At 71.2% G+C, this 24,857-nt stretch carries 29 protein-coding genes; 17 read left to right on the top strand and 12 right to left on the bottom strand.

What is annotated here, in order from left to right; genetic code table 11:
* Positions 1–42 precede the first annotated feature (42 nt).
* Together HFP15_RS02950 and phoU are read left to right on the top strand one after the other, a co-directional pair.
* Positions 43–282, top strand: coding sequence for a PLDc N-terminal domain-containing protein (locus HFP15_RS02950; protein ID WP_168511033.1), 240 nt, complete (start codon positions 43–45; stop codon positions 280–282).
* A 26-nt stretch (positions 283–308) separates the two neighbouring features.
* On the top strand, positions 309–962 hold the full coding sequence (gene phoU, locus HFP15_RS02945) for a phosphate signaling complex protein PhoU (RefSeq protein WP_168511031.1): 654 nt from the start codon (positions 309–311) through the stop codon (positions 960–962).
* On the opposite strand, the gene HFP15_RS02940 is transcribed toward phoU, so the two are convergent.
* Complete coding sequence (locus tag HFP15_RS02940; protein WP_168511029.1) at positions 952–1,110, bottom strand: hypothetical protein; 159 nt, start codon at positions 1,108–1,110, stop codon at positions 952–954. The genes phoU and HFP15_RS02940 overlap by 11 nt on opposite strands.
* Before the next feature lie 83 nt (positions 1,111–1,193).
* Here HFP15_RS02940 and HFP15_RS02935 point away from each other — a divergent pair, with 83 nt between their 5' ends.
* The 3 genes from HFP15_RS02935 to HFP15_RS42110 all read left to right on the top strand — a co-directional run bounded on the left by HFP15_RS02935 (position 1,194) and on the right by HFP15_RS42110 (position 3,331).
* Positions 1,194–1,724 (top strand): GNAT family N-acetyltransferase, encoded by a 531-nt coding sequence (locus HFP15_RS02935; RefSeq protein ID WP_168511027.1) that lies wholly within the window; start codon positions 1,194–1,196, stop codon positions 1,722–1,724.
* 96 nt (positions 1,725–1,820) lie between these two features.
* Positions 1,821–2,837 carry a type I glyceraldehyde-3-phosphate dehydrogenase gene (gene gap / locus HFP15_RS02930; RefSeq protein WP_168511025.1) on the top strand — a complete coding sequence of 339 codons (1,017 nt, stop codon included), beginning with the start codon at positions 1,821–1,823 and terminating at the stop codon, positions 2,835–2,837.
* Positions 2,834–3,331: a hypothetical protein gene (locus HFP15_RS42110; protein ID WP_210716629.1), complete on the top strand. Its 498-nt coding sequence runs from the start codon at positions 2,834–2,836 to the stop codon at positions 3,329–3,331. Before gap ends, HFP15_RS42110 begins: the two co-directional genes overlap by 4 nt.
* Before the next feature lie 48 nt (positions 3,332–3,379).
* On the opposite strand, the gene fbp is transcribed toward HFP15_RS42110, so the two are convergent.
* Entirely contained in the window at positions 3,380–4,498 is a 1,119-nt protein-coding gene (gene fbp / locus HFP15_RS02920) for a fructose-1,6-bisphosphate aldolase/phosphatase (RefSeq protein WP_168511023.1), read from the bottom strand.
* 194 nt (positions 4,499–4,692) lie between these two features.
* Here fbp and acsA point away from each other — a divergent pair, with 194 nt between their 5' ends.
* The 5 genes from acsA to HFP15_RS02895 are packed head-to-tail and all read left to right on the top strand — an operon-like array spanning position 4,693 to position 10,006.
* Positions 4,693–6,456: an acetate--CoA ligase gene (gene acsA / locus HFP15_RS02915; protein ID WP_168511021.1), complete on the top strand. Its 1,764-nt coding sequence runs from the start codon at positions 4,693–4,695 to the stop codon at positions 6,454–6,456.
* A complete protein-coding gene (gene pdhA, locus HFP15_RS02910) occupies positions 6,453–7,430 on the top strand; it encodes a pyruvate dehydrogenase (acetyl-transferring) E1 component subunit alpha (RefSeq protein WP_210716628.1) in 978 nt (325 codons plus the stop codon). The genes acsA and pdhA overlap by 4 nt, the downstream gene beginning before the upstream one ends.
* Positions 7,427–8,401, top strand: coding sequence for an alpha-ketoacid dehydrogenase subunit beta (locus HFP15_RS02905; RefSeq protein WP_168511019.1), 975 nt, complete (start codon positions 7,427–7,429; stop codon positions 8,399–8,401). The genes pdhA and HFP15_RS02905 overlap by 4 nt, the downstream gene beginning before the upstream one ends.
* Before the next feature lies 1 nt (position 8,402).
* The gene (locus tag HFP15_RS02900) at positions 8,403–9,767 is read left to right on the top strand and encodes a dihydrolipoamide acetyltransferase family protein (RefSeq protein ID WP_168511017.1); all 1,365 of its coding nucleotides are present in this window, start codon (positions 8,403–8,405) and stop codon (positions 9,765–9,767) included.
* Complete coding sequence (locus tag HFP15_RS02895; protein ID WP_168511015.1) at positions 9,764–10,006, top strand: acyl carrier protein; 243 nt, start codon at positions 9,764–9,766, stop codon at positions 10,004–10,006. The genes HFP15_RS02900 and HFP15_RS02895 overlap by 4 nt, the downstream gene beginning before the upstream one ends.
* A gap of 6 nt (positions 10,007–10,012) precedes the next feature.
* Here HFP15_RS02895 and HFP15_RS02890 read toward each other — a convergent pair whose 3' ends face one another.
* A complete protein-coding gene (locus tag HFP15_RS02890) occupies positions 10,013–10,693 on the bottom strand; it encodes a CBS domain-containing protein (protein WP_168511013.1) in 681 nt (226 codons plus the stop codon).
* A 198-nt stretch (positions 10,694–10,891) separates the two neighbouring features.
* Here HFP15_RS02890 and HFP15_RS02885 point away from each other — a divergent pair, with 198 nt between their 5' ends.
* From HFP15_RS02885 to HFP15_RS02870, 4 genes are read left to right on the top strand one after another with little or no spacing between them, the layout of a single operon-like run.
* Positions 10,892–12,100, top strand: coding sequence for a sugar ABC transporter substrate-binding protein (locus tag HFP15_RS02885; protein WP_168511011.1), 1,209 nt, complete (start codon positions 10,892–10,894; stop codon positions 12,098–12,100).
* A 22-nt stretch (positions 12,101–12,122) separates the two neighbouring features.
* Positions 12,123–12,938: an ATP-binding cassette domain-containing protein gene (locus HFP15_RS02880; RefSeq protein WP_312871418.1), complete on the top strand. Its 816-nt coding sequence runs from the start codon at positions 12,123–12,125 to the stop codon at positions 12,936–12,938.
* Positions 12,925–14,199 carry a sugar ABC transporter permease gene (locus HFP15_RS02875; RefSeq protein ID WP_168511009.1) on the top strand — a complete coding sequence of 425 codons (1,275 nt, stop codon included), beginning with the start codon at positions 12,925–12,927 and terminating at the stop codon, positions 14,197–14,199. Before HFP15_RS02880 ends, HFP15_RS02875 begins: the two co-directional genes overlap by 14 nt.
* Positions 14,200–14,254: 55 nt before the next feature.
* Entirely contained in the window at positions 14,255–14,719 is a 465-nt protein-coding gene (locus HFP15_RS02870; RefSeq protein ID WP_168511007.1) for a universal stress protein, read from the top strand.
* Between the two features lie 19 nt (positions 14,720–14,738).
* Here the strand turns inward: HFP15_RS02870 and HFP15_RS02865 are convergent, their stop codons facing one another.
* Positions 14,739–15,317 (bottom strand): TetR/AcrR family transcriptional regulator, encoded by a 579-nt coding sequence (locus HFP15_RS02865; RefSeq protein ID WP_168511005.1) that lies wholly within the window; start codon positions 15,315–15,317, stop codon positions 14,739–14,741.
* Between the two features lie 90 nt (positions 15,318–15,407).
* Between HFP15_RS02865 and HFP15_RS02860 the strand changes: the two genes are divergently transcribed.
* On the top strand, positions 15,408–16,364 hold the full coding sequence (locus HFP15_RS02860; protein ID WP_168511003.1) for an NADP-dependent oxidoreductase: 957 nt from the start codon (positions 15,408–15,410) through the stop codon (positions 16,362–16,364).
* Between the two features lie 18 nt (positions 16,365–16,382).
* Here HFP15_RS02860 and HFP15_RS02855 read toward each other — a convergent pair whose 3' ends face one another.
* Positions 16,383–18,116: a SulP family inorganic anion transporter gene (locus HFP15_RS02855; RefSeq protein ID WP_168511001.1), complete on the bottom strand. Its 1,734-nt coding sequence runs from the start codon at positions 18,114–18,116 to the stop codon at positions 16,383–16,385.
* Entirely contained in the window at positions 18,113–18,718 is a 606-nt protein-coding gene (locus tag HFP15_RS02850; protein ID WP_168510999.1) for a hypothetical protein, read from the bottom strand. The genes HFP15_RS02855 and HFP15_RS02850 overlap by 4 nt, the downstream gene beginning before the upstream one ends.
* Positions 18,719–18,860: 142 nt before the next feature.
* Here HFP15_RS02850 and HFP15_RS02845 point away from each other — a divergent pair, with 142 nt between their 5' ends.
* Positions 18,861–19,118 carry a hypothetical protein gene (locus tag HFP15_RS02845; RefSeq protein ID WP_168510014.1) on the top strand — a complete coding sequence of 86 codons (258 nt, stop codon included), beginning with the start codon at positions 18,861–18,863 and terminating at the stop codon, positions 19,116–19,118.
* A gap of 62 nt (positions 19,119–19,180) precedes the next feature.
* Here the strand turns inward: HFP15_RS02845 and HFP15_RS02840 are convergent, their stop codons facing one another.
* Both HFP15_RS02840 and HFP15_RS02835 read right to left on the bottom strand, forming a co-directional pair.
* Positions 19,181–19,777 carry a CBS domain-containing protein gene (locus HFP15_RS02840; protein ID WP_168510997.1) on the bottom strand — a complete coding sequence of 199 codons (597 nt, stop codon included), beginning with the start codon at positions 19,775–19,777 and terminating at the stop codon, positions 19,181–19,183.
* A 7-nt stretch (positions 19,778–19,784) separates the two neighbouring features.
* The gene (locus HFP15_RS02835) at positions 19,785–20,687 is read right to left on the bottom strand and encodes a universal stress protein (protein WP_168510995.1); all 903 of its coding nucleotides are present in this window, start codon (positions 20,685–20,687) and stop codon (positions 19,785–19,787) included.
* A 188-nt stretch (positions 20,688–20,875) separates the two neighbouring features.
* Between HFP15_RS02835 and HFP15_RS02830 the strand changes: the two genes are divergently transcribed.
* On the top strand, positions 20,876–21,478 hold the full coding sequence (locus HFP15_RS02830; protein WP_168510993.1) for a hypothetical protein: 603 nt from the start codon (positions 20,876–20,878) through the stop codon (positions 21,476–21,478).
* Between the two features lie 15 nt (positions 21,479–21,493).
* Here HFP15_RS02830 and HFP15_RS02825 read toward each other — a convergent pair whose 3' ends face one another.
* The 4 genes from HFP15_RS02825 to HFP15_RS02810 are packed head-to-tail and all read right to left on the bottom strand — an operon-like array spanning position 21,494 to position 24,844.
* Positions 21,494–23,242, bottom strand: a complete 1,749-nt coding sequence (locus HFP15_RS02825) for a pyruvate kinase (protein ID WP_210716627.1) — start codon at positions 23,240–23,242, stop codon at positions 21,494–21,496.
* The gene (locus HFP15_RS02820) at positions 23,239–23,517 is read right to left on the bottom strand and encodes a 2TM domain-containing protein (RefSeq protein ID WP_168510991.1); all 279 of its coding nucleotides are present in this window, start codon (positions 23,515–23,517) and stop codon (positions 23,239–23,241) included. The genes HFP15_RS02825 and HFP15_RS02820 overlap by 4 nt, the downstream gene beginning before the upstream one ends.
* Positions 23,518–23,538: 21 nt before the next feature.
* Positions 23,539–24,558: an alcohol dehydrogenase AdhP gene (gene adhP, locus HFP15_RS02815; protein ID WP_168510989.1), complete on the bottom strand. Its 1,020-nt coding sequence runs from the start codon at positions 24,556–24,558 to the stop codon at positions 23,539–23,541.
* 19 nt (positions 24,559–24,577) lie between these two features.
* On the bottom strand, positions 24,578–24,844 hold the full coding sequence (locus HFP15_RS02810) for a DUF1876 domain-containing protein (RefSeq protein ID WP_168510987.1): 267 nt from the start codon (positions 24,842–24,844) through the stop codon (positions 24,578–24,580).
* Positions 24,845–24,857 lie beyond the last annotated feature (13 nt).

The following is a 24,857-nucleotide window of genomic DNA, read 5'->3' as shown; positions in this document are numbered from 1 at the left end:
GGCCCTGCGCGGCGCGCGCCGCCGGTGGCAGGCTTGTCGGTCATGAAACACCGGAAATGGTCCGAACTGAGCATCCCGGAGCGCTGCGCCATCGTCGGCGCGGGGCTCGTCCAGATCGGCCTCGCCGGCGGTGCGTGGTGGGACCTGTCCCGCCGGCCGGCGGACGCCGTGCGCGGCACGAAGGAGACGTGGGCACTCGTGATCGCGATCAACTTCATCGGCCCGCTGGCGTACCTGCGCTTCGGCCGCAAGCCGATCCACCCCGTCGACGAACCGGCCTGAACGACCGACCACGAGGAGATGGCGACATGCGCACTGCGTATCACGAGGAACTGGCGCGATTCCACGACCGCCTCGGCGACCTGGCCGGGCTGGCCGAAGGCGCCATCCGGCAGGCGACACAGGCCGTGCTGGACAACGACATCGACGCGGCGCGGAAGCTGTCCGCCGAGGAGGAGACGATCTCCAGGCTGCACCGCCTGCTCGACGCGGACGCGGTCACGCTGATCGCGCGGCAGCAACCGGTGGCCTCCGAGCTGCGCACGATCGTGGCGGGGTTGCGGATGAGCGGCGATCTGGACCGGATGGGCGCGCTGGCGCGGCACATCGCGGAGATCGTCCAGCGGCGGCACCCGCGGGCCGTCGTGCCGGAGCCGCTGCGCGCCCTCGTCGCCGAGATGGGCGAGACGGCACAGCGCATGGCCGCGATGGCGCGGGCGGCCATGGCGAGCCGGGATCCGGCCGCGGCGGCCGAACTGGACCGGCAGGACAACGAGATGGACCGGCTCGAGACGACGCTCGCGCAGCGGGTGATCGAGTGCACTCCCCCGGTCGAGCCGGCGACCGCCATGGATCTGGCGCTCATCGGCCGCTTCTACGAACGCTTCGGCGACCACGCGGTCGCTCTCGCGGCCAGGGTCGCCTACCTGGTGGGCCCGGTGCAGGAGGACCTCACCGTCTGACGGCCCTGCGGCCGCGTGCGGTGAGCGCGCCCAGCAGGTCGATCGCCAGGCACACGAACAACGCGATGCCCCAGTCGTTCCACGGTCCCCACGACTGCACGGCCGGGGTTCCCATGATCAGCCACACGATGAGCCAAATCAGTGTCATGTCCGCCAAGCCAAGACCGCCCGTGCGGACCGGGGCTGGGGCAGCAAGGCCCCGATCGCGGTGACTTTGGGAGGGAAGACCGGATGCCACCCGCCGTGCCGCCGGAGGAGTTCCGGCGCACCCTGCGGCTGCGCGACGGGCGCGAGGTCTTCGTCGCACCGCTGACCCCCGAGGACGCCGGGGAACTCGGCGACGCGCTGCGCCATGCCGACCCGGACACGTTGTACCGCAGGTTCTGCGGTGCCCCACCGAAGGTCACGCCCGCATTGCTGCGTTATCTGACCGAACTCGACTACGTGCACCGGTTCGCGCTCGTCGCGACCGACCACAATGGACTCGGCGTGGCGGTGGCCCGGTACGAGGACACCGGACGTCCCGGGGTGGCCGAGGTCGCCGTGGTGGTCGCGCCGGACTGGCGGCGGGCAGGGCTGGCGACCGCGTTGCTGCGGATGCTCGCCGAAGCCGCGCTCGCCCGTGGATTCCGCCGGTTCACCGCCGTCTACCTCGCCGACAACCGCGACGTCGAAGAGCTGCTCGACGAGGCGCACGGCACGCGCGTCATCGCGAAGGGCCTCGCCGAGGCCACGGTCGCGCTCGCCGACATCACCGACTGACAGGCCCAAAGTCCCGCTCGCCGCGGCCGAACGATCCTTCCCGCGCCCGCGGCGGCCGCAGCACGCTCGGGCCAGCACCCAACGGAGGAGACATCCATGGCGACACGGTTAGGTATCAACGGTTTCGGCAGGATCGGGCGCGACATCGTGCGCTGCGTCCTCGACCAGCCCGACAGCGATGTCGAGGTGGTCGGGGTCAACGACGTCACCTCGGCCGCGACTCTGGCGCACCTGCTGGAGTTCGACTCGACGTTCGGCCCGCTGGAAGTCCCGGTCGTCCTCGACGAGGACGACGGCATCATCCGGGTCGGGCGGCACCGCATCCGCGTCACCCGCGAACCGGAGCCCGCGCGCCTGCCGTGGGGCGAACTCGGCGTGGACGTCGTGGTCGAGTCCACCGGACGGTTCCGCACGCGCGAGGCGGCCGCCGCGCACCTGGCCGCGGGCGCGCGCAAGGTGATCGTGTCCGCGCCCGGCAAGGACGTCGACGCCACCATCGTCATCGGGATCAACGACGACATCTACGATCCGGAGCGCCACCACGTCATCTCGAACGCGTCCTGCACCACGAACTGCGTGGCGCCGATGGTGATGGTGCTGCACCGCGCCTTCGGGGTGCGGCGCGGGCTGATGACCACGATTCACAGCTACACCAACGACCAGCAGCTGCTCGACAGCCCGCACAAGGACCTGCGGCGGGCCCGGTCGGCGGCGGTGAACCTGATCCCCACCAGCACCGGCGCGGCCCGCGCGATCGGTGAGGTCATCCCGGATCTGGCGGGCAAACTCGACGGGGTGGCGGTGCGCGTACCCGTGGAGGACGGCTCGCTCACCGACCTCGCGGTCGAGCTGGACGAGCCGGTGACCGTGGGGCAGGTCAACCGCGCGTTCGCGAACGCGGCTGCCGGCCCGTTCAAGCCGATCCTGCGCTACACCGAGGCGCCGGTCGTGTCCCGCGACATCGTGGGCGATCCGGCATCGTGCGTGTTCGACGCGGGCCTGACCAGGACCGAGGGCCATCTGGCGAAGGTTTTCGGCTGGTACGACAACGAATGGGGCTACGCCAACCGCACCCTCGACCTCGTCGAGCTCGTCGCGAATTACCTGCGATGAGCGGCGCGATCAGAATCGCCGTCACGGCGATCGCGCTGGCCGCGCTGATCGGCGCCTGCGGCGGTAACACCCAGGCCCCGCCCGCCACGACCACGACGACCTCGCCGGCACCGGGGAGCGCCACCACCACGCAGGCGACGACGCCGCCGAGAACCACCACGACGGTCAAGACGACGCCCACGACGGCACAGCAGGGCCCGGCGGCCGGCACGACCTTCGCCGGTGAGGGAATGTCGGCACACGATGCCGATGCCCTGCAGGACTCGGTCGATCAGGGTCACCAGCCGTGGCGGATCGACGCGGCCTCGGTCGCCGCGACGTTCGTGCTGACCCGGTTCGGGTGGAACAACCCCGACGTCGCGCTCGCCGATCCGCACACCGCCGAGGTGACCAATCCCGCCGACGGCCGCGTCGTCTCGCTCCAGCTCCGCCAGCCCGCCCACGAGGGCGCGGGCGGCATCTGGGTGGTCGACAGCGGCGTCTGGATCAAGTAACGACGAGCCCGCCGCGCGAATTCGCGCGGCGGGCTCGTGGCGTGCCGGTCAGTGCGCGGCGGGGGCGGCGACGCCGGGCATCGCTTCCCAGCGGTCGGCCAGGCGCTGTTCCAGCGCGTGCATCGTGGTGTACTCCAGGTCCTCCAGCGCGAGCCGGTGCGGTTCGAACGGGCCCTGGCGGCGCAGGTAGTCCATGACCTCGTTCGCCTGCGCCCGGGCGCGGTCGAAGGACGGGTCGTCGAACAGGTCCCGGGGACCGATCAGCTTGCCGTTCTTGATCTGGAATCCCAGCGCGACCACCCGTGGCGGGCCGTCGAAGCGTGCCGGGTGGGCCTGCGCGCGCGACACCGGCATGATCGGCGCGTGGTGTGAACCGCGCATGCATCCGGCGACGGTGTAGGGAAACGCGAAGGGCTCCAGCACCTCACCCACCGCGGGCAGGCCCGACTGCGCCCGCACGATCATCACCGGGTCGTCCTTGCCGACGTACTTGCCCGCGATGAGCGACAACCGCTGTGTGGAGGTCGCGGCGGCGAGCACGCCCGTGCTGATCGAGGACACGCTGTGCACGACGTAGCGGGCGGGTGCGCCGATGTACATGAGCAGGTCGTAACTCTGCGCGGGGGTGTCGAAGACGATGCGCTTCTCCTCGTAGAGATCGTAGACCTCGAAGGAGAAGCCGGCGTGCATCTTCGCGTCGATCACCAGCCCCGCGCTGGAGAACGGGTCGGCGAACATCTTGTACAGCGGCAGGTTCCACGCGCCCGGTTCGGTCTTGTCGGCGAGGAAGCAGATCACCGGTTCGCTCGGCCGCTCGGTGAACTCCAGCTCCGCGTACCCCGGCCCCATGCCGCGCAGGTTGCCGCTGAAGGCGTCGGAGAGCAGGTCCTGGCCGGCGCCGTAAAGGCCGAGCCGCTGCGCGATTCCGGTGGTGCGCTGGAACAACTGCCACGCGAAGCCGTGGATCCGCTCGCTGTCCGCACCGTGCTCGTGCGTCATGATCAGCGAGATGTCGTCGCCGCACGAGTCGGCGTGACCGTCGAGGATCAGCCCGTCGCTCACCGCCTCGCGCAACGCCTCCTCGGCCACGGCCAGCATCTCGGGATGCACCGCTGAATGCCCGACGAAACCGCCGGTGTCGGCCTTGATGATGCTCAACGTTGTCATGGTCCGGCAGCCCTTCTGGAGCAGGATTTTCCGTTGAGCCTGGCCGCCGCCGTCGCGCTGTCCCAGAGCAGAAAGGCCCCGGTGCGTGCGACGGGTGGTGAGGGACCTTGTGCCCCGCCGGGAAGGACGGTCAGCCCTGCCCCGCGTACCGGCGGGCGCGGGATCGTCGCCGCAGCGAACGTGGAGGTGCTGCCATGGCGTGGACGCCGATCCCGAAACCGCGTGCGGTCCGCGAGGCCACGAATCTCGTGGACTACGCGCGAACCCGTGCCGGCTTCAGCTGGACCGCCGAGCGCGCGGCGTTGTCCGGCCTGCCCGGTGGCGGGCTGAACATCGCCTACGAGGCGGTCGACCGGCATGTCTCCGAGCACGGCGACCGGGTCGCGTTGCGCTGGGTGGATCGCCACGACGTCGCCCACGACTACACCTATGCCGAGCTGGCCGAGCGCGCCAACCGGTTCGCGGGGCTGCTCCGCCGGCTCGGGGTGGCTCCCGGCGAACGGGTCTTCACGCTGCTGGGCCGGGTGCCGGAGCTGTATGTCGCCGTGCTGGGCGCGCTCAAGGCCGGGTGCGTCGTCTCCCCGTTGTTCTCGGCGTTCGGCCCCGAACCGGTGCGGCAGCGGCTGCGCATCGGCGAGGCCTCGGTGCTGGTGACGGCCCCGCAGCTGTACCGCCGCAAGGTCGCCGCGATCCGCGATTCCGTGCCGGCATTGCGGCACGTGCTGGTCACCGGGGACGAGGACGGGCCCGGCACGCTCGCACTGGCGCCCGCGCTCGCCGCGGAAGCGCCGTCGTTCGACATCGAGCCGACCGCGCCGGAGGATCCGGCACTGTTGCACTTCACCAGCGGCACGACCGGCACGCCGAAGGGCGCGGTGCACGTGCACGAGGCCGTGCTCGCCCATTACGTGACCGCGAAGTACGCGCTGGACCTGCACCCGGGCGACGTGTTCTGGTGCACCGCCGACCCCGGCTGGGTCACCGGGATGTCCTACGGCGTGATCGCCCCGCTCACACACGGGCTCACGCTCGTCAGCGACGAGGGCGACTTCGACGCGCGGCGCTGGTACTCGGTGCTGGCCGCACAGCGCGTGTCGGTCTGGTACACCGCGCCGACCGCGCTGCGGATGCTGATGCGGCAGGGCGCGGATCTCGCCCGCCAGTACGACCTTTCCGCGCTGCGGTTCGTCGCCAGCGTCGGCGAGCCCCTCAACCCCGAGGCGGTGGTGTGGGGCCAGGACGCGCTGGGCCTTCCCGTGCACGACAACTGGTGGCAGACCGAAACCGGCGCGATCATGATCAGCAACTTCGCGGGCGAGGAGGTCCGGCCGGGGTCGATGGGCCTGCCGCTGCCCGGGATCGACGCGTGCGTGGTGCTCCGCGGCGAAGACGGCCGCGCGCTCGTGCGGCACGGCGAGGTCACGCCGCTGACCGACCCCGGCGCGGAGGGCGAGCTGGCACTGCGGCGTGGCTGGCCCTCCATGTTCCGCGGCTACTGGCGCGATCCGGCGCGCTACGCGAAGTCCTTCGCGGGCGAGTGGTACCTCACCGGCGACATCGCGCGCCGCGACGCCGACGGTTACTACTGGTTCGTCGGCCGCGCCGACGACGTCATCAAGTCCGCCGGGCACCTGGTCGGCCCGTTCGAGGTGGAAAGCGCACTGATGGCGCATCCGGCGGTCGCGGAGGCCGGCGTGATCGGCAAACCCGATCCGGTCGCGGGCGAACTCGTCAAGGCGTTCGTGACGCTGCACGAGGGCTATCCGCCGGGCGAGGCGCTGGAACTGGAGCTGCTGGCCTTCGGGCGCAAGGCGCTCGGCGCGGTCGCACCCAAGGAGATCGAGTTCCGGCAGAGCCTGCCGCACACGCGCAGTGGCAAGGTGCTGCGGCGCCTGCTCAAGGCGCGGGAGCTCGGCCTGCCGGAAGGTGATGTGTCTACTTTGGAGGGTGCGTCATGAGCGAGCGGAGCGCCCGCGCGAAGAAGCGGATGGAGCTGCTGCGGCAGATGACGCGCATCCGCCGGTTCGAGGAGCGTTGTGTCGAGCTGTACAGCGCCACCGCGATCCGCGGGTTCATGCATCTCTACATCGGCGAGGAAGCCGTCGCGGCCGGGGTGATGCAGGGCATCGGCCCGGAGGACAACGTGGTGTCGACCTACCGCGAGCACGGGCACGCGCTGGCCCGCGGGATCCCGATGGCGGCGGTGATGGCCGAGATGTACGGCAGGACCACGGGCTGCAGTCACGGGCGTGGTGGGTCGATGCACTTGTTCGACGCCGGCCGCCGCTTCTACGGTGGCAACGCGATCGTGGGCGGCGGGCTGCCGGTCGCGACCGGATTCGCGCTGGCCGACGCGATGCGCGGCAGGCCGCTGGTGACGGTGTGCCTGTTCGGCGACGGGGCGGTGTCCGAGGGCGAGTTCCACGAATCGCTCAACCTCGCCGCGCTGTGGCGGCTGCCGCTGTTGTTCGCGTGCGAGAACAACCTCTACGCGATGGGCACCGCGCTCAAACGGGCCCAGTCGGAGACCGATCTGGCGGTGCACGCCGCGTCCTACGGGGTGCCGTCCTGGCCGGTCGACGGGATGAACGCGCTCGAGGTCGCCGACGCGGTGGACCACGCGGTGGAGGCGATCCGCGCCGGTGCCGGGCCGCACTTTCTGGAGCTGCGCACCTACCGGTTCCGCGCGCATTCGATGTACGACGCGGAACGCTACCGCGACAAGGCCGAGGTGCGACGCTGGAAGGAGCGCGATCCACTGCCCGCGCTCGCCGCGACACTGCGCGCCGAGGACCGCGTCACCGCCAAGGACATCGCGGCAGTGGAGTCCGAAGTGGACGCCGAGATCGACGCCGCCGTCGCCGCCGCCGAGCAGGGCCCGCTGGAGCCGCCGGAGGAACTGACCAGGTTCGTCTACTCGGAGCAGTCATGACCAAGACCACCTACCGCGAGGCGCTGCGCGAGGGCATCCGCGACGCGATGACCCGCGACGACCGTGTGTTCCTGATGGGCGAGGACGTCGGCGCCTACGGCGGGTGTTTCGGGGTGAGCCTGGGCCTGCTGGAGGAGTTCGGCCCCGAGCGCATCCGCGACACCCCGCTGTCGGAGTCGGCGTTCGTGGGCGCCGGTATCGGCAGCGCACTGGCCGGGATGCGGCCCATCGTCGAGATCATGACGGTCAACTTCAGCCTGCTGGCGCTGGATCAGATCATGAACAACGCGGCGACGCTGCTGCACATGTCGGGCGGGCAGCTCAACGTGCCGCTCGTGATCCGGATGACGACGGGCGCGGGGCGGCAGCTGGCCGCGCAGCATTCGCACAGCCTCGAAGGCTGGTACGCGCACATCCCCGGGCTGAAGATCCTCGCACCCGCGACGCTCGAAGACGCGCGCGGCATGCTGTGGACCGCGCTCGCCGATCCGGATCCGGTGCTGATCTTCGAACACGGCTCGCTCTACTCCATGGCGGGCGACCTCGACGATGACGCGGGCGCGGTCCCGATCGACCGCGCGGCCGTACGCCGCGCGGGCAAGGACGTCACCGTCGTCACCTACGGCGGAACCCTGCACACCGCGCTGGAGGCGGCCGACGAACTGGCGGAGCGCGAGATCGACGCCGAGGTGATCGACCTGCGCACACTGCGCCCGCTCGACGAGCACGCGATCCTGGCGTCGGTCGCGCGCACGCACCGGCTGGTGATCGTGGACGAGGGCTGGCGCAGTGGCAGCCTGTCCGCGGAAATCGCCGCCAGGGCCGCGGAAAACGCTTTCTACGAGCTGGACGCGCCCATCGAGCGCGTGTGCACGGCCGAGGTGCCGATCCCGTATGCCAAACAACTCGAGGACGCGGCACTGCCGCAGCGGGCCGATGTGGTCGCCGCGGCGGTCCGGGCGGTGAGCTGAGATGGCCGAGTTCCGGATGCCGTCGCTGGGTGCCGACATGACCGAGGGCACGGTGCTCGAATGGCTGGTCAAGCCGGGCGACACGGTGCACAAGGGTGACGTCGTCGCGGTCGTGGACACGGCGAAGGCCGCGGTCGACGTGGAATGCTTCGCCAGCGGCCGCATCGGCGAACTGCTCGTGCCCGAGGGTGAGAAGGTTCCGGTCGGCACCCCGCTGGCGACCATCACCGACGAAGCCGCGGCGACGGCGAAGCCCGCGGCGGCGCCGGTCACCCCCGCGCCGGAACCGAAGGCTGCCCCCGCCGAGGCGACGCCCTCGAAGGCCACCCCGCCCGCAGCGCCGCCCGAAGCAGTTCCCGTGGCGGAGCAGCCGAGGCCCGCGCCCGCTCCCCCGCCGCACGCCGAACCGGCCAAGGCGCCCGCACGCCCGAAACCGCCGCTCGCGTCGCCGCCGGTGCGCACGTTCGCCGCGCACGCGGGTGTCGATCTCGCGACCGTGCACGGCACCGGCCGCGACGGCGCCATCACGCGCACCGACGTCGAGCACGCGCTGGCCCCGCCGCGCCGCAAGGTGACTCCCTACGCCCGCCGCCTCGCCAAGGAGCTGGGCGTCGACCTCGCCACCGTGGACGCTCCCCTCGTGCGGGCCCGCGAAATCCGGGCCGCCGCCGCACAGGGCGGCCGCGAGCCGGCCCGGCGTGACGACTCCGCGATGCGCCAGGCCATCGCCGCGCTCATGGCGCGGTCGAAACGCGAAATCCCGCACTACTACCTGTCGGCCACGATCGATCTCGGCCCGGCGACGGCATGGCTGCGCGAACACAACCGCCGCGTGCCCGTCGGTGACCGGGTCCTTCCCGCCGCCCTGCTGCTCAGGGCGACCGCGCTCGCGGTCCGCACGGTGCCGCAGCTCAACGGGTTCTGGACCGACGACGCCTTCCACGCCGCGGACGAGGTCAACCTCGGCGTCGCGATCTCGTTGCGCGGCGGCGGTCTTATCGCGCCCGCACTCGGCGCGGCCGACACGCTGCCGCTCGGCGAGCTGATGCGCCGCCTGCGCGATCTGGTCTCCCGCGCCCGGTCCGGCAGGCTTCGCTCGTCCGAGCTGACGAGCGCGACGATCACCGTCACCAACCTCGGCGATCTGGGTGTGGAGTCCGTCCAGGGCGTGATCTACCCGCCCCAGGTCGCACTGGTCGGTTTCGGGGCGATCGCCGAGCGGCCCTGGGCCGTGGACGGCCTGCTCGGAATCCGGCCGCTGGTCACCGCGACGCTCGCGGGCGACCACCGCGCCAGCGACGGCGCCACCGGCGCCCGCCTGCTCACCACACTGGCCACCCTGCTGCGAAACCCGGAGGAGCTATGACTTCCCAGACCACCGCCCGCGCCGACGTCTACCAGGCGCTGCGTGGATTCGCCACGGAAACCGAGCTGGACGCGCTCGGCCCGGACGAGAACCTGCGCGACGCGCTGGAGCTGGACTCGATGGACTTCCTGACCTTCGTGGAGCGGCTGTCCACCGAGACCGGGCACCGCATCGACGAGGACGACTATCCCCGGCTGGTCACGCTCGGGTCCTGCATCGAGTTCCTCACCGGCGCCTGAACCGGGTCACCGGTGCAGGATGCCGCGGTTGGTCGGCTCGGTGGGCTTGAGGTGCGTGTCGTCGGAGGCGAACGTCAGGTGGTCGACCACATCGACCACACCGGGCACGCGGCGCGTCAGCGCGACCGCGATCGGCACCAGGCTCTTGCGCTCCAGTTCACCCGTCAGCGTGGCCACGCCGTCGGTGATGTCCACCGCGGCCTCGGCCTGCTTCCCGGACAGCATGAGCACTTCCACGAACACGGTGCGCACGATCTCCTCGCGCAACGACTCGTCATCGCGCACGAACAGGGCGACGAGATCCGAGCGGCTGACGATGCCCATCAGCTTGCCGTAGCGGTCGACGACGGGGAGACGCTTCATGTGCTCGTGGGTCATCACCCGCGCGGCCTCCACAATGGACTCGTCGGCGCCGATGGTGCGCGCCGGCGCGGACATGATCTGCTCCGCCGTCCGCGCGCCGTACCGCGCCCTGCTCCGCCGCAGCGCCCACCGGCCGGGCGGGACCTGCTTCGGCAGCAGGTCCGCCTCCGACACCACCCCGACGACCGTGCGCTCGTCGTCCACGACCGGCACGGCACTGACGTGCCGCCCCGCCAGGATGACCGCGACGTCCTTCACCGGGGTCGTCCGCCGCACGGAGCGAACGTCGGGAGTCATCACGTCACGGATTCGCAGGCGCCTCATGTGCTCCTCCTCGTCACTCACTCGCCTGCACCGTCACGCCTGCCGCCGCCGTGCGGCGAGGGCCGAAGGTCACCGGTTCCGCCGCGACGGCCACGCCGGTGACATTGCGCCCCGGTCGTGGGGCCTTTGTCCCCTCAACCTGGCGCGCCAGCGGGGGGAATCTGCGGAAACACCTAGATCACCACTGGGAGGAGAGCCATGAGATCTTCCGTCAAGGGCGCCGCGATGACGTGCGCGGCCCTCATCGCCGTTTCGGCGGTCACCGCCTGTGGCGGGTCGAGCAACACCGGCACACAACCGACGTCGGGCGGTGCGGCCGTGCCGCAGTTGTCCGTCACCGACATCACCAGCGACTTTTCCGCGATGGCACAACTGAAGGGGCTTGCCGGGCAGGGCAAGGGCTCGGTCGCGGTACTGCTGCCGGACACCACGACCTCCGCGCGCTACGTGACCTTCGACGCGCCGTACCTCACCAAGGCGTTCCAGACGGCCGGCCTGTCCGCCGACCAGTTCAAGATCGACAACGCGCAGGGCAGCGCCGCGACGATGCAGACGCAGGCCGAGGCCGCGATCACCGGCGGCGCGTCGGTGCTGCTCGTCGACGCGCTCGACTCCGGCTCCGGCGCGGCGATCGAGGCCAACGCCAAGGCACACGGCGTCAAGGTCATCGACTACGACCGGCTGGTGCAGGGCGGGTCGTCGGACCGCACCTACGTCAGCTTCGACAACGTCAAGGTCGGCCAGCTCATCGGCCAGGGCGCGGTCGACTGCGTCAGCTCGTGGAAGATCGCCAAGCCGAACGTGCTCGTCATGGACGGCGACCCCACCGACAACAACGCCAAGCTGTTCGCACAGGGCTACAACGGCGTGCTGCAGTCACACTTCGCGGACGGCAGCTTCACCAAGGTCGGCGAGCCGGCCGGCACCTGGACCCCGTCGGTCGCACAGACGACGTTCGCGCAGCAGTACACCGCGCACCCGGAGATCAACACCGTGGTCACGCCGAACGACGACAACGCCAACGCCGTGATCTCCTACCTGCAGAGCCGTCAGATCCCGCCGCGCACCATTCCGACCACCGGGCAGGACGCGTCGCTGTCGGGCCTGCAGAACGTGCTCAAGGGCTACCAGTGCGGCACCGTGTACAAGCCGATCTACCTGGAGGCGCAGGCCGCCGCGGCGCTGGCGCTGTACCTGCGGGCGGGCCAGCCGGTTCCGGCGGGACTGGTCAACGGCAAGACCCACGACGACACCGCCAACGGCGACGTGCCCTCGAGCCTGCTGACGCCGACCTGGGTCACCACCCAGAACATGGCCGCCACGGTGGTCAAGGACGCCGCGGTCAAGGTGTCCGACCTGTGCGTCTCCGACCTCGCAAGTGCCTGCCAGCAGGCCGGCATCCACTAGAACGCAGTCCGGGAGATCAGACGTGACTTCGTCAGTCGTGTCACAGACGCAGGAGACCGCGCCGGAGCAGGATTTCCCCCTGCTCCGGCTGCGGGGCATCAGCAAGAACTTCGGACCGGTCCAGGCACTGGCCGACGTCGACCTCGACATCCCGGCGGGACAGGTCACCGCGCTCGCCGGCGACAACGGGGCGGGTAAGTCCGTCCTGATCAAATGCATCGCGGGAATCCATGCCCCGGACGGCGGCCAGCTGTTCTGGGAAGGCAGGCCCGTGCACCTGCGCGGGCCCCGCGACGCCGCCGCACTGGGCATCGAAACCGTGTACCAGGACCTCGCGCTGTGCGACAACCTCGACATCGTGCAGAACATGTTCCTGGGCCGGGAACGGCTGCGGCGCGGGCTGCTCGACGAGGAGAACATGGAGATCGCCGCGGGCGAGACACTGCGCAGTCTCGCGGTGACCAGCGTGCGCTCGATCCGCCAGCCCGTCGCGTCGCTGTCCGGCGGGCAGCGGCAGTCGGTGGCGATCGCGAAATCCGTGCTGTGGAACTCCAAGCTCGTGATCATGGACGAGCCGACGGCGGCGCTCGGTGTCGCGCAGACCGAGGTCGTGCTGGAGCTGGTGCGCAAGCTCGCGGACCGGGGCCTCGCCGTGATCGTCATCTCGCACAACATGAACGACGTGTTCCGGGTCGCCGACCGCGTCGCGGTGCTGCACCTGGGCAGGCTGGCCGGCGTGTACCCGATCGGGCAGCTCACCCGCGCGGCCGTCGTCGACCTCATGACCACGGGCAGGACCAACCGGCTGAACTCGGGAGCCCACGATGGCGATGACTGAGAAACCCGGCCGTGGCAAGGATGCCGCGCGCCAGGCCGAACTGGCGCTGACCCCCGACATCGCGGCGGGTTCGCTCGGCGGCTACCTCAAGGGCGCCTACGCCCGCTTCCGCGGCGGGGAGAGCGGCGTGCTGCCCGTGGTCGGCGGGCTGCTGCTGATCTCGATCCTGTTCCAGTCGCTGAACTCGAACTTCCTCAGTCCCGGCAACATGGTGAACCTGCTCGTGCAGGGCTCGTTCTTCATGCTGCTGGCGATGGGCGAGGTGTACGTGCTGCTGCTCGGCGAGATCGACCTGTCCATCGGCTACGTCGCCGGTGTCGGCGGCGTGATCATGGCCGAACTCGTCAAGCAGGCCACCGGCTGGCCGTGGTGGGGCGCGATACTGGTGGCACTCGCCTCGTGCGCCGCGATCGGCGCGCTGCAGGGCACGATCATCACCCGGCTCGGCCTGCCCTCGTTCGTCGTCACGCTCGCCGGTCAGCTGGCGTGGCTGGCGTTCATGCTGTTCCTGCTCGGCACCGGCGGCGCGCTGCCGATCAACGTCCAGATCATCAACAGCATCGCCAGCGGCAATCTGTCCCCGCTGCTGGGCTGGGTCGTGATGCTCGCGATCGCGGTCGCTTTCGGTTCCTGGACGTGGTTCCGCGACGCCCGCCGCCGCAAGAGCGGTCTCGTCGCGCCACCGCCCAGCCTGAGCCTGGTCAAGATCGCGATCGCGATCGCGGCGGCCGTCGCGGTGGTGTGGGTGTGCAACACCGACCGCGGCAACCTCGTTCCCATCCGCGGGGTGCCGTGGGTCCTGCTCGTGGTGCTGGCGGTACTGGCGGCCTCGACGCTCGTGCTCAACCGCACCCAGTTCGGCCGCTACATTTACGCGATCGGCGGGAACCGTGAGGCTGCCCGGCGCGCCGGGGTGGGCCTGGCGACGATCCGGACCGCCGCGTTCACACTCGCCTCGTTCACCGCGGGCATCGCCGGGATCGTCTACGCCTCACGGCTTCGGTCGGTGTCCACGGCATTCGACGGCGGCACGATGGTGCTCTACGCCGTCGCCGCGGCGGTCATCGGCGGGACGAGCCTGTTCGGCGGACGCGGGAAGGCGCTGCACGCGGTACTCGGTGGCCTCGTCATCGCCGCCATCGACAACGGGATGGGGCTGCAGGGCTACAGCGCGCCGGCCAAGTTCGCGGTGACCGCGCTCGTGCTGCTGGCGGCCGTGACGATCGACGCCGTCGCCCGCCGGGGGCGGCGCACGTCCTGACTCGTGGGGCGCTCCAGCCGGGGCGTCCCCAGGAAACCAGTCGAAAGGAAGACACATGTCCAACCAGCGCAAGATCATCGTGGGCGTGGACGGATCGCCACAGAGTGAAGCCGCTCTGCGCTGGGCCGTCGCCGAGGCCACGCAGGAGGGCGACGAGGTGCGTGCCGTGCTCGTGCGGGCCAGGGACGAGCTGCTGCCGGGCACCTCGTACGCGATCCAGCCACACGGCCGCCGCCCGGTCTCGCGGGACGAGGACTACGCCGGACTGCTGCACAGCACGGTGGGCAAGGTGCTGGAGCACCTGGAGAAGACGCCCCACGTGACCGAGATCGTGACCGACGGCGACCCGGCGACCGAGCTGATCAAGGAGTCCACCTACGCGGATCTGCTGGTGCTCGGCTCGCACGGCGCCCGCATGATCAGCGAGCTGCTGCTCGGCAGCGTCACCACGCAGTGCGTACGGCACGCGCCGTGCCCCGTCGTGGTCATCACCGCGGACTCGGCGCAGCGCCTTCGCTAGTGCCGAACTGGGGGGTGGCTCAGCTGGGCGGCGCGGGCCGGAGGCCGTCCATCAGGAGGTTCAGCAGGCGGTCGGCCTTGGCTCTGCGCCCCGGCCGGGGGGCCACGGTGAAGATGCCGATGAGCGAGGCGGCGATGTCTTCGGCGGTGACGTCGGAGCGGAAGTCGCCGGCCGCGCGACCCGCGTCGAGAATCGTGGTGATGGCCGCCAGCAGCTCGGTCCGGGTCTGCGCATGGGCGATCTCACCCGACTCGATCATCGCGAGCAGCGTGTCGAGCATGCCGTTCTTGGTCGCGATCCAGTCGCCGAACAAGTCCATCCAGCGCCGCATCGCCGCGGCCGGGGCCAGCCGGCCGAGCAGCTCGCGGGCTCCGGTCGTCAGCCGCACGACCTGGTCCCGGTAAACCGCGTCGACCAGCGACTCGCGGGTCGGGAAGTGCCGGTAGAGGGTGGCGATGCCGACCCCGGCCGCACGGGCGATCGCCCGCATCGACGGCTCGCCGTCGGCCGAGACGAACACGCGGGTCGCCACCGCGAGCACCTGGTCGCGGTTGCGGGCTGCGTCCGCCCGTGGCGCACGCGTCTCCGGCTCAGTCAAAACGGAACACGCTCCGGTTGTGTTAAGGTCTCCGTAAACGGAGCATAGTCCGTTTCGCTGTGTTCTCTCCATCCAAGGAGACAGGCGTCCATGCGGCAACAGAACGAGCAACCGTCGGCGGGCAGGGGCCGGGCGGTCCGGCTCGATTCGTTCGGCGGCCCCGAAGTCCTCGACGTCCGGGAGATTCCCGCGCCGCAGGCCGGTCCGGGGCAGGTCCGGGTGCGGGTCACCGCGGCCGGCCTGAACCCGATGGACTGGATCATGACCGCCGACGCGGACACCGCCGCCCGGTTCGGTTTGAGCCTTCCGGCCGGGTTCGGGACCGACTACGCGGGAGTGGTCGACCAGGTCGGCGACGGGGTGACCGGCTTCGCGCCGGGCGACCGGGTGTTCGGGGGAGCCCTGTCCCGCGCGGTGGCCGACTTCGTGGTGGTCGACCCGGCCGGGGAGACCGCGGCGAACGAGGCTCACCACACGCCTGACGGCGTCGACGACCGCACCGCCGCCACCCTCACGATCGCGGGCCGCACGGCATCCGCCGCCCTCGCCGTGGCCTGCCCCGGCCCGGACGACACGGTGCTGATCGGCGGCGCTGCGGGCGGGGTCGGGGTGTTCGCCGTCCAGCTGGCGCGGATCGCCGGAGCGCGCGTGATCGGGACCGGATCGGCGACATCGGCTACGTTCCTGCGCGATCTCGGAGCCGAGCCGGTCGCCTACGGCGACGGCCTGGCCGACCGGGTCCGAGCACTCGCTCCCGGCGGCGTCACCGCCGCCATCGATCTGCACGGGACCGAGACGGTGCGCGTCGCAAGGGAACTCGGCGTCCAGGACGGCCGCATCTGCACCATCGCCGCACAGGTCAACGGCGTGGCAGCGGCCAATGGCGCGAACGCCGCTGCCGGCGCCCTGGACGAGCTCGCCCGACTGGTCGCGGCGGGCCGGCTCCGGGTGCCTGTCGCGGCGAGCTTCCCGATCGCGCAGATCCGCCGCGCGGCCGAGCTCCAGGCCGGCCGGCACGTACACGGCAAGGTCGTCATCGACCTCTAGACCAGGTCCGTGAACGCGCTAGGAGGCCATCGGATTGGGCGGCAGTTCCGGCAGGGTGGTTCCCGCCGGCAGCCGCCCGTGCTGTTCGCGGTAGTACCGCAGATAGGCCACCACGGCCGCGGGCAGCGTCGGATAGATGTGCTTCTCACCGATCTTGGCCAGCAGGCCGTCGGCGGCGAGCAGGTCGGCCAGTTCCCGTTTGACCCGCGCCATCGCGAACACGATGTCCCGCCCGGCCAGTTCCGTGCGCAGTTTCTCGAGCGCGTCGAGCCCGGTCACGTCGACCTCGATGTTCGCCTCCGCGTTGAGCAGGAACCATTCCGTGTCACCGGAAAGGGCCGCGAGCGCCCTGCGGTGGAAGTCGTCGGCGTTGGCGAAGCACAGCGGCGCGTCGTAGCGGAACACGACCAGGCCCGGTACGACCGCCACATGGTCGTAGTCACCCACGTCGTGCATTCCGGGAACACCGCGGGCGTAGCCGAGCACGGCGGCGTGCGGCCGCGCCACCCGCCGCATCAAGTCCAGAATGGACAGTCCGATCGCGGCCAGTACGCCGTAGAGCACACCGAGCAGCAGCACGCTCGCGGTGGTGGCCAGCGCGAGCACGAGTTCGCTCGTGCGAAACGCCGCGATCCGGCGGAACTCGCCGATGTCGATCAGCCGCAGTGCCGCGTACACCACCACCGCGGCCAGCGCCGCCAGCGGGAACGCCGCCAGTACCGGCCCCGCGGCGAACACCGCGACCACGACGGTCACCAGCGTCGCCAGTGAGTACAGCTGGGTGCGGCTGCCCAGCGCGGCGCCGATCACGGTACGGCTGCCGCTGCAGCTGACCGGGAAACCCCGCAGCAGCCCGGCGACGAGGTTCGTCGCGCCCAGTGCCCGCAGCTCCTGGTCGGCGTCGACCCGCTCGCCCTGGCGCGCCGCGAAGGCCCTGGCGGTGAGCACGATGTCGGAGAACGCCACGATCGAAATGCCCACCGCGGGCAGCAGCAGCGAGGACACCTCGTGCACGGTGACCCCCGGCCAGGCGGGTGCGGGCAGCCGGGCCGGGATGTCGCCCACCACCTCGATGCCGTTCTTTTCCAGCCCGAACGCGGCCACGACACCCGCGGCGAGCAGCATGCCCAGCAGCGGCACCGGCAGCCCGCGCGCCAGACGGCTGAGCACCAGCAGGAAGACGAGCACGCTCACGCCGAGCACGAGCGTCGGCCAGTGCACGAGACCGAGATGCGTCACCCACCACGACACCTCGGCGATCAACCCGTCGCCGCGCACCGGCACGCCGGTGAGCGTGCCGAGCTGGCTCACGATCATGATCACGGCGATCCCCGCCAGGTACCCGACGAGCACGGGCTTGGACAGCAGGTCCGCGAGCACCCCCAGCCGCACGAACCCGCCCGCCAGGCACAGCACGCCCACGACGAGAGCCAGTGCCGTGGCGAGCACGGCGTAGCGACCGGGGTCCCCCGCCGCCAGCGGGGCGAGCGCCGTCGCGGTCAGCAGCGCCGTGGTCGATTCCGGGCCGACCGACACCTGGCGCGAGGAGCCCAGCACCGCGTACACCGCCAGCGGCCCGATCGTGGTGTAGAGGCCGGTCGCCGGAGGCAGGCCCGCGATCTTCGCGTAGGCCATGACCTGCGGGATCAGGTAAGCCGCGACCGTGACGCCGGCCAGTAGGTCGCCCCGCAGCCACTCCCGCCGGTACCCGCGGTACTGCGCGAGCCCCGGCAGCAACCGTGTCCAGCTCACGACGGGACTTCCACCCTCGCCGGTTCGACGGCGAGAACGGCCTGGGCACGCGTGCCGGACGGCGGCCCACCGTCCCAGCGCAGCCGCGCGCCCAGCGCGGCTGCGGTGAGCAGCACCCGCCCGGCGGCGAGCCCGGCGGTGAGCTGGGCGAACCGGTCGTCACGGCGCGTGAACAGGACGGCGCGGGTGGCGTCGGTGAACCGCAGGCGCACGCCCTCGACGGCGGCGGCGTGCCGGAGCGCCCGGCGAGCGCCGCCGGTCAACGGGCGCGACAGGCCCGGTGTGGCGACGGCGGCCGCGAGCCGGGCGTCGCCGGGCATCGGCAAGCGGCGCCCCGCGAAGCGGATGACGGCCAGCAGGTCCGGTGCGCCGGGCTCGGGCAGCAATTCGGTGCGGACCGCGCAGCCCTGGGCCCGCAGCATCAGGGCCAGAACGAAGATCGCCGCGCCCGCGGCGACACGTGTCTCGCGCGCGTCCTGCCCTGCCAGAACCCGCACCCGCCACGGATGAATGTCGAAGCGCCAGTCACCGGCGGGCAGCGGCAGCCGTTCGACCGCCCGCAGCGCGATGTCCAGCTTTTCCGGGGACGAAGGGGCTTCCACGTCCCCACCCTGCGTGTCCCGGACGGTGCGGACCAGAGCCTTTGGTCACCGCGGGCAGGGCACTGTCGCAGGGCGCTTGTACCCTGCGGGCGAGGACTTTTTCCCGCCGTTGCCGCAGGCCGGTGGCTGCCACGATATCCCTATGAGCATCGATCAACCGGACATGACGGAACCCGAACGGCGGGCCAAAGCGATCCGTGCGATCGCGGGTGCCGCGCACGACGCCGATGATCTGCGCGAGCTGCTGGACATGCTCGGCCTGGACCCAGCCGAATCCCTGCCGCCGGAGCAGCGCCCGAAGCCGGTCGTGCCGGTTCAGCGGCACAAGGGCCAGGGCATCCCCATCACGGAACTCGCCGAGATGCTCGCGGCCGCGGGCTTCGACCGCGACACCGCCTGACGTTTCGCGAACACGGAGAGCGCCGGTCCACAGTGGACCGGCGCTTCGTTCTGGTACCGCGCTCACTCCTCCCGGTAGGCGGTGGCGGTCGCGCTGACCACTCCGGGAACGCTTTCCGCCAGCACCTTCGCCACATGCCGGTCGGTCTCGCTGTCGTACTGATCCACGATCCGCACCACCCCGTCGTGCACCTCGACCTGCCAGCGGTCGGGGCCGCCGTAAATGGACAGGTGATGCTGCACGTCCGCGGCGATCTCGGAGTCCTCCCGCGCGAAGGTCCGCACGATGTCGCCACGGGTGATGATGCCGACCACCCTGGAACCGTCCACAATCGGCATAGCGCGGATCTTGGCGTCCAGCAACGCCCGGCACACCAGCACCAGGTCCGCACCGGGACTCATGCTCGTGGCCGGCGTGCTCATCACGTCGCCGACCAGCTCGCCCGCCCTCGCGGTGTCCGGACCCTGATAGCGCGGATCGTGCGGAAACCGGTCGCCGATCAGATCGGCCTCGGTCACGATGCCGATCAGCCGGTCGTCGTCGTCCACCACGGGAAGGGCGGTGAACCCGTTGGCGGCCAGCAGTTCGGCGGCGCGCTTGGCACGCGTCTGCGGGGTCACGGTGACCACCGGCCTGCTCATGACGTCTTGCGCCCGCATGTCTTCCTCACTCTCCGCCGTGGTGCCGTGCGACCAGCACCGGGCACAACGCATAGGACATGATCGCCTGGCTCGTCGAGCCGAGCAGCAGCCCGCTGAATCCGCCCCGGCCGCGGCTGCCGACGACGATCAGCTGCGCGTGGTCGGCAAGGTCGAGCAGTTGCTCGGCCGCGCGGCCTCGCCGCACGACGCGATCGACGCGCACGTCGGGGTACTTCTCCTGCCAGCCGGCCAGCCGCTGAGCCAGCAGCTCCCGCTCGTGGTCCTCCACCGCGGGCCAGTGCAGTTCGTGCCGCGTCTCCTCGAACACCGCGGCGAGGAAACGGTCGTCCCAGGCGTGCACCGCGACGAGCGGGACGCCACGCCAGGACGCTTCCTCGAACGCGAACGCGATCGCCTCCTCGCTGGACGGCCCGGCGTCCACGCCGAGTACGACCGGCCCCTCGGTCGGCGGCTCGTCCTCGGCGACGTGCCCGCGGATCAGCGCGACCGGGCATTTCGCGTGCGCGGCCAGCGCGATCGAGATCGAGCCCGCGAGCATCCGGCCCGTCGGGCGCAGCCCCCACGTGCCCAGCACGAGCAGGCCGGCCGTCTCCGACTCCTCGATCAGGGTCGGCGCGGCGCCGCGGTGGCTGAGTTCGAGATGCGTGGTCAGCGTCGGATCGACGTCGCGGACCGCGTCGCGCGCCGTACGCAGCAGACGCTGCCCACGCATCCGCAGGATGCCCGACATGTCGTCGGACAGCGGCAGGGGCCTCGGATAGCTCAGGCTCACGTCGTCCATGGCGTGCACCAGACGCAGTTCGCGGTGCCGCTGCGCGGCCTCGGCCGCCGCCCACCGCGCGGCGTGCAGAGCGTTGTCCGAGCCGTCGATTCCGACGACGATCGGACCCTGGTTGTTGGCGGGCATCGGAGACCTCACTTCCGCGACCGGGTTGACATGTTTCGAAGTTAAGCCGCGGCGGCACCGGCCACGGCGGGCGTTCGTCCCGAAAGCAGAGGACTTTCTCCCCCGCACGTCCTCACGGGACTTTCTGCCCTTCCACCGGCGGCGGCACCCGCGGGACGGTCTGATCACTCGTGGAAAGGAGTTGCGGGATGAGCACCACGGAAACGGCTCGCACGTTGCTCGCCGACACCTACGCGCCGCGCTACGACGTCATGCAGACCCGGCACCTGATCGTGGAAGCGGCCCCCGAGCGGGCCTATCGCGCGGTGCGGGCACTCGACTTCACGGAAGTGGGCGGTGGGATCGTCGGTGCCGCCTTCCGGGTGCGCGGACTCGCGGAACGCTGGCACAACCGGCATGACAAGACGCCGCGCGTGCCACCCCGGCTCACCTTCGACGATATGTCGGCCGGATCCGACTGGGTCATTCTCGGTGAGCACCCCGGCGTGGAGATCGCCGCCGGCGTCGGTGGCCGGTTCTGGAAACCGGTCGTGGAATGGCGGCGGATCGCACCGGAGGAGTTCGCGTCGTTTTCCGAGCCGGGGTACGGCAAAATCGTGTTCTCGCTGTCCGTCACGCCCTACGGTGACACGCGGTCGCTGCTGACCTACGACATCCGCGTGAGCACGACCGACACCGCCAGCCGCGTGAAGTTCCGCGCCTACTGGACCGTCGTGTCACCGTTCGTCGCCGCCGTGCAGAACGCGACACTGCGTGCCGCCGCGTCCCGAGCCGAACATCCCGGCGAATGAGGACACGCGTCCTGGTCACGGACCCGGTTGGCCGGCCTGCCAGGATCGCAGTCTGCGCAAGAGTGCGTTCTTCCTGCCGCGGCGATCGGCCATCCGGCGGAGGATGCCGTCGAGCGTGTCCAGCGCCTCGACGACGTGCGGACCTTCGTCCAGCAGCACGCACTCGGCCCGCGGGGGTGCGGGGCCGAGCGCCTGCCGTGCCCAGATCATCGGCAGCTGCGCCGCTCCGGCCAGCCACAGGATCTCCTCCTGCGCCTCGGCCAGCCGCTCGTCCCCGCATTCGACCGCGAGGCCGCCGCTGTCGACCAGCACACCGGTGACCGGCCGCCGCATCGCGGCCAGCAGGATCCCCGCCAGCCGCTCGCACGCCTGTGCCGTCCCGATCTGGACGAGCACGCCGAGCCGCCGGTCCATCAGCCGCTCCAGCGCGGCGTGCAGCTCGTCCACGTCCTCCGGGCCGTGCACGAAGGACAGTGCGACCAGATCGGCGTGCTCCTGCGCGAACGCGAGGTGCTCGAGGTCGGTGGCGGTCGGTGCCCGCACCGGGATCGGTGTGTCGGGCAGGTGGATGTCGTTGCCGGCGCGCAGTGTGCCGCCACCGGATCCCGTCGCGGTGATCCGCACCGCGATCCGGCCGACGCCGGCGTCCTCCACCACGCCGCTGATCCGGCCCGCGTCCAGCCGTACCGTGTCGCCGGCCCGCACATGCGCCAGCACCTCCGGCACAGTGCAGCCGATGCGTGCCGTGCCCCGCGGTGGCACCGGCGCCGGCACGCGGTCGCGGGTCAGCAGCAGCAGATCGTCGCGGCGCAGCCGCAGGAACTGCTCCACGGCGGGCAGCGAGCCGACGGGCACCGGGACCTCCCCCGGCACGCGCAGAATCGTGCCCGTCGTGAGGTAGGCGGTCTTTTCCAGCGACACCAGGGCTTTTCCCGCGCCGGCCGCGGTGATCACGAGCTCACGGCGTGCGTCCCGGCCGTCGCGTAACTCGATGACCTCACCGGCGCGGCGGCGGGCCAGCCAGTCCCCCGGCACCGGAATCGCCGGTGGCACAGGGCTTTCGTCCGCGGTCAGGGTGCATTCCGCGGGCGCGATGACGTGACCGGCCGCGTCGCGGTGCGGGCGCACCTTCACCACGCGCGGCCCGCCCGCCAGCGGGCCGGTACGCGGGTCCGGCCCCGCGAGATCCATGACGATGCGGCAGGCGGGGTTCGCGCGGCGGACGTTCTCGGCCATCCGCGCCCACGCCCCGGGATCGTCGTGGGCACAGTCGATCCGCGCGAGATCCATCCCCCGTGCGGCCAGTGCCCGCACCACAGCGGGATCGGTCGCCGCTTCGGACGGCAGGGTGACCATGATCCGCACCGCACGCCCGTACGGCTCGGGACCGAGCAGCGCGCTCGCGTTGTACCGCACCGGGTCCGGTCCGGGCACGAACCCGGCGTACGCGAACGCGTCACGAGCCGCCGGGTTCCCCGCGAGCGCTCCTGCCGCCCGTTCGATCGCCTCGAGGCCGGCCCGCACGGGCGCCTCGCGGCGGCCGAGCGAGGACAGGCCGAGGGTGGCGAGGCGGGCCCACAGGCCGCCCAGGTCGTACTGCCGCAACGCCCACCGGTGCACGAGGTTGACCGCGTTGTCGGCGTGCTGTTCGTCCACCTCGCCGATCCGTGCCGACCACAGGTCTTCCGCGCTGTCGAGTACCTCACGCAGGCCGCGGACTTCCTGCCGGACGCCCTCGAGCAGGGTCCGGTCGCGCGTCGTCACGATTGTCGCCGCATCTCCCGGCGAATCCGTTCCTCGGACAGGTGCGAAGGGGCGAAGACGTCCCAGGTGTGCATCAGCAGCCCGATGCCCCAGGCGCCGATCGGGAAGATCGGCCAGAAGAACCCGCCGCCCCCGACCAGCCACCAGATCAGCACCAGGAACCCGTTGGTCAGCACGTAAATGGCGAGGTGCTGGAAGTATTCACGCTTCTTCTTCAACCGTTCGACCGCCTGCGCACGTGGGTCGAGGTCGGTCTCGGGAGGTTTGTCGGTCATGATCGACCATCTCCTTTCGTCTCAGGGCCTGCCGAACCCGAACACCAGGCGGGCAGGAACCCGGCCGGCGAGCACCTCGTCGAAGCACTCGTTCACTTCGTCGAGCACGCGCGTTTCGAGGATGACCCTCGTGCGCCCCCGTGCGTGCAGTGCGAACACGTCCGCGAGATCCTGGCGGGTGCCCACGATCGACCCGATGACCGACTTGCCGCCGAGCACCGTGTCGAAGATCGGCAGCTCGATGTGCCCGTCCGCGGGCAGCGCGACGCACACCAGCCTGCCGCCGCGCCGCAGCGCGCCGTAGGCCTGGTCGAACGACTGCGCGGACGCGGCGAGCGCGACCGACACGTCGGCGCCGCCGTGCCGGTGCACGACCTCGGCCGGGTCGTACCGTCGCGCGTTGACGACCTCGTCGGCACCGAGTTCCAGTGCCAGATCGAGCTTTTCGTCCTCGACGTCCACCGCGATCACCTTGGCCCCCGCGAGACGGGCGTACTGCAGGGCGAGGTGGCCGAGGCCGCCGATGCCGAACACCGCGGCCGTTTCGCCCGGCGCCAGCCGCGACACCTTGATCGCCTTGAACGTGGTGACGCCGGCGCAGGTCAACGGTGCCGCCTCGACCGCGGGCACCCCGTCCGGAACGGTGACGACGTAGCGGTCGTCGGCGACGGCGTACTCGGCGTAGGCACCGTCGACGGAGTAGCCGCTGTTGCGCTGCGCTTCGCACAACGTCTCCCAGCCGGACACGCAGTACGCGCAGTGGCCGCAGGCCGAGGCCAGCCACGCGATCGCGACCCGCTCCCCCACGGCGTGCAGTCCGCTGCCGGGGCCCAGCTTTTCGACGATACCGACGCCCTCGTGACCCGGGACGAACGGCGGCCGCGGTTTGACCGGCCAGTCCCCGTGTGCGGCGTGGATGTCGGTGTGGCAGATGCCGCTGGCCTCCATGCGCACCAGGACCTGGCCAGGACCGGGCTCGGGCACCGGCAGCTCGCGGATCTCCAGTTTGGCGCCGAGTTCGGGCACCACCGCTGCTTTCACGATCGTCTCCCTCGCTTCCTCACCGCTTCAGGTGAGCTTCTTTGCGGGTGACGGCCTCGATGTCCTCCGCCGTCGCGTCGAGCAGCCGGTGTGCGAGGTCGGACAGCGCACGGGATACGGCGAGTTCGTCGCCGATCTCGGGCACGTCGGCGTCGGTGGGGTTCAGCCGCGCCTGCCCGGTGCCGACGAATCCGGTCTCGTCCGGGTTGTGCAGCCGCGCCTGCGCGCGGGTGCGGTTGTCGTGCTCGTCGATGAAGACATCGACACGCCAGTGCTTTTCACGCATGATTCTTTCCTTC

The organism is Amycolatopsis acididurans (genome assembly GCF_012328925.1).
GTDB lineage: Bacteria > Actinomycetota > Actinomycetes > Mycobacteriales > Pseudonocardiaceae > Amycolatopsis_E > Amycolatopsis_E acididurans.
The sequence above is the reverse complement of the archived record's forward strand: the minus strand, read 5'-3'. Positions and strand labels throughout refer to the sequence as shown.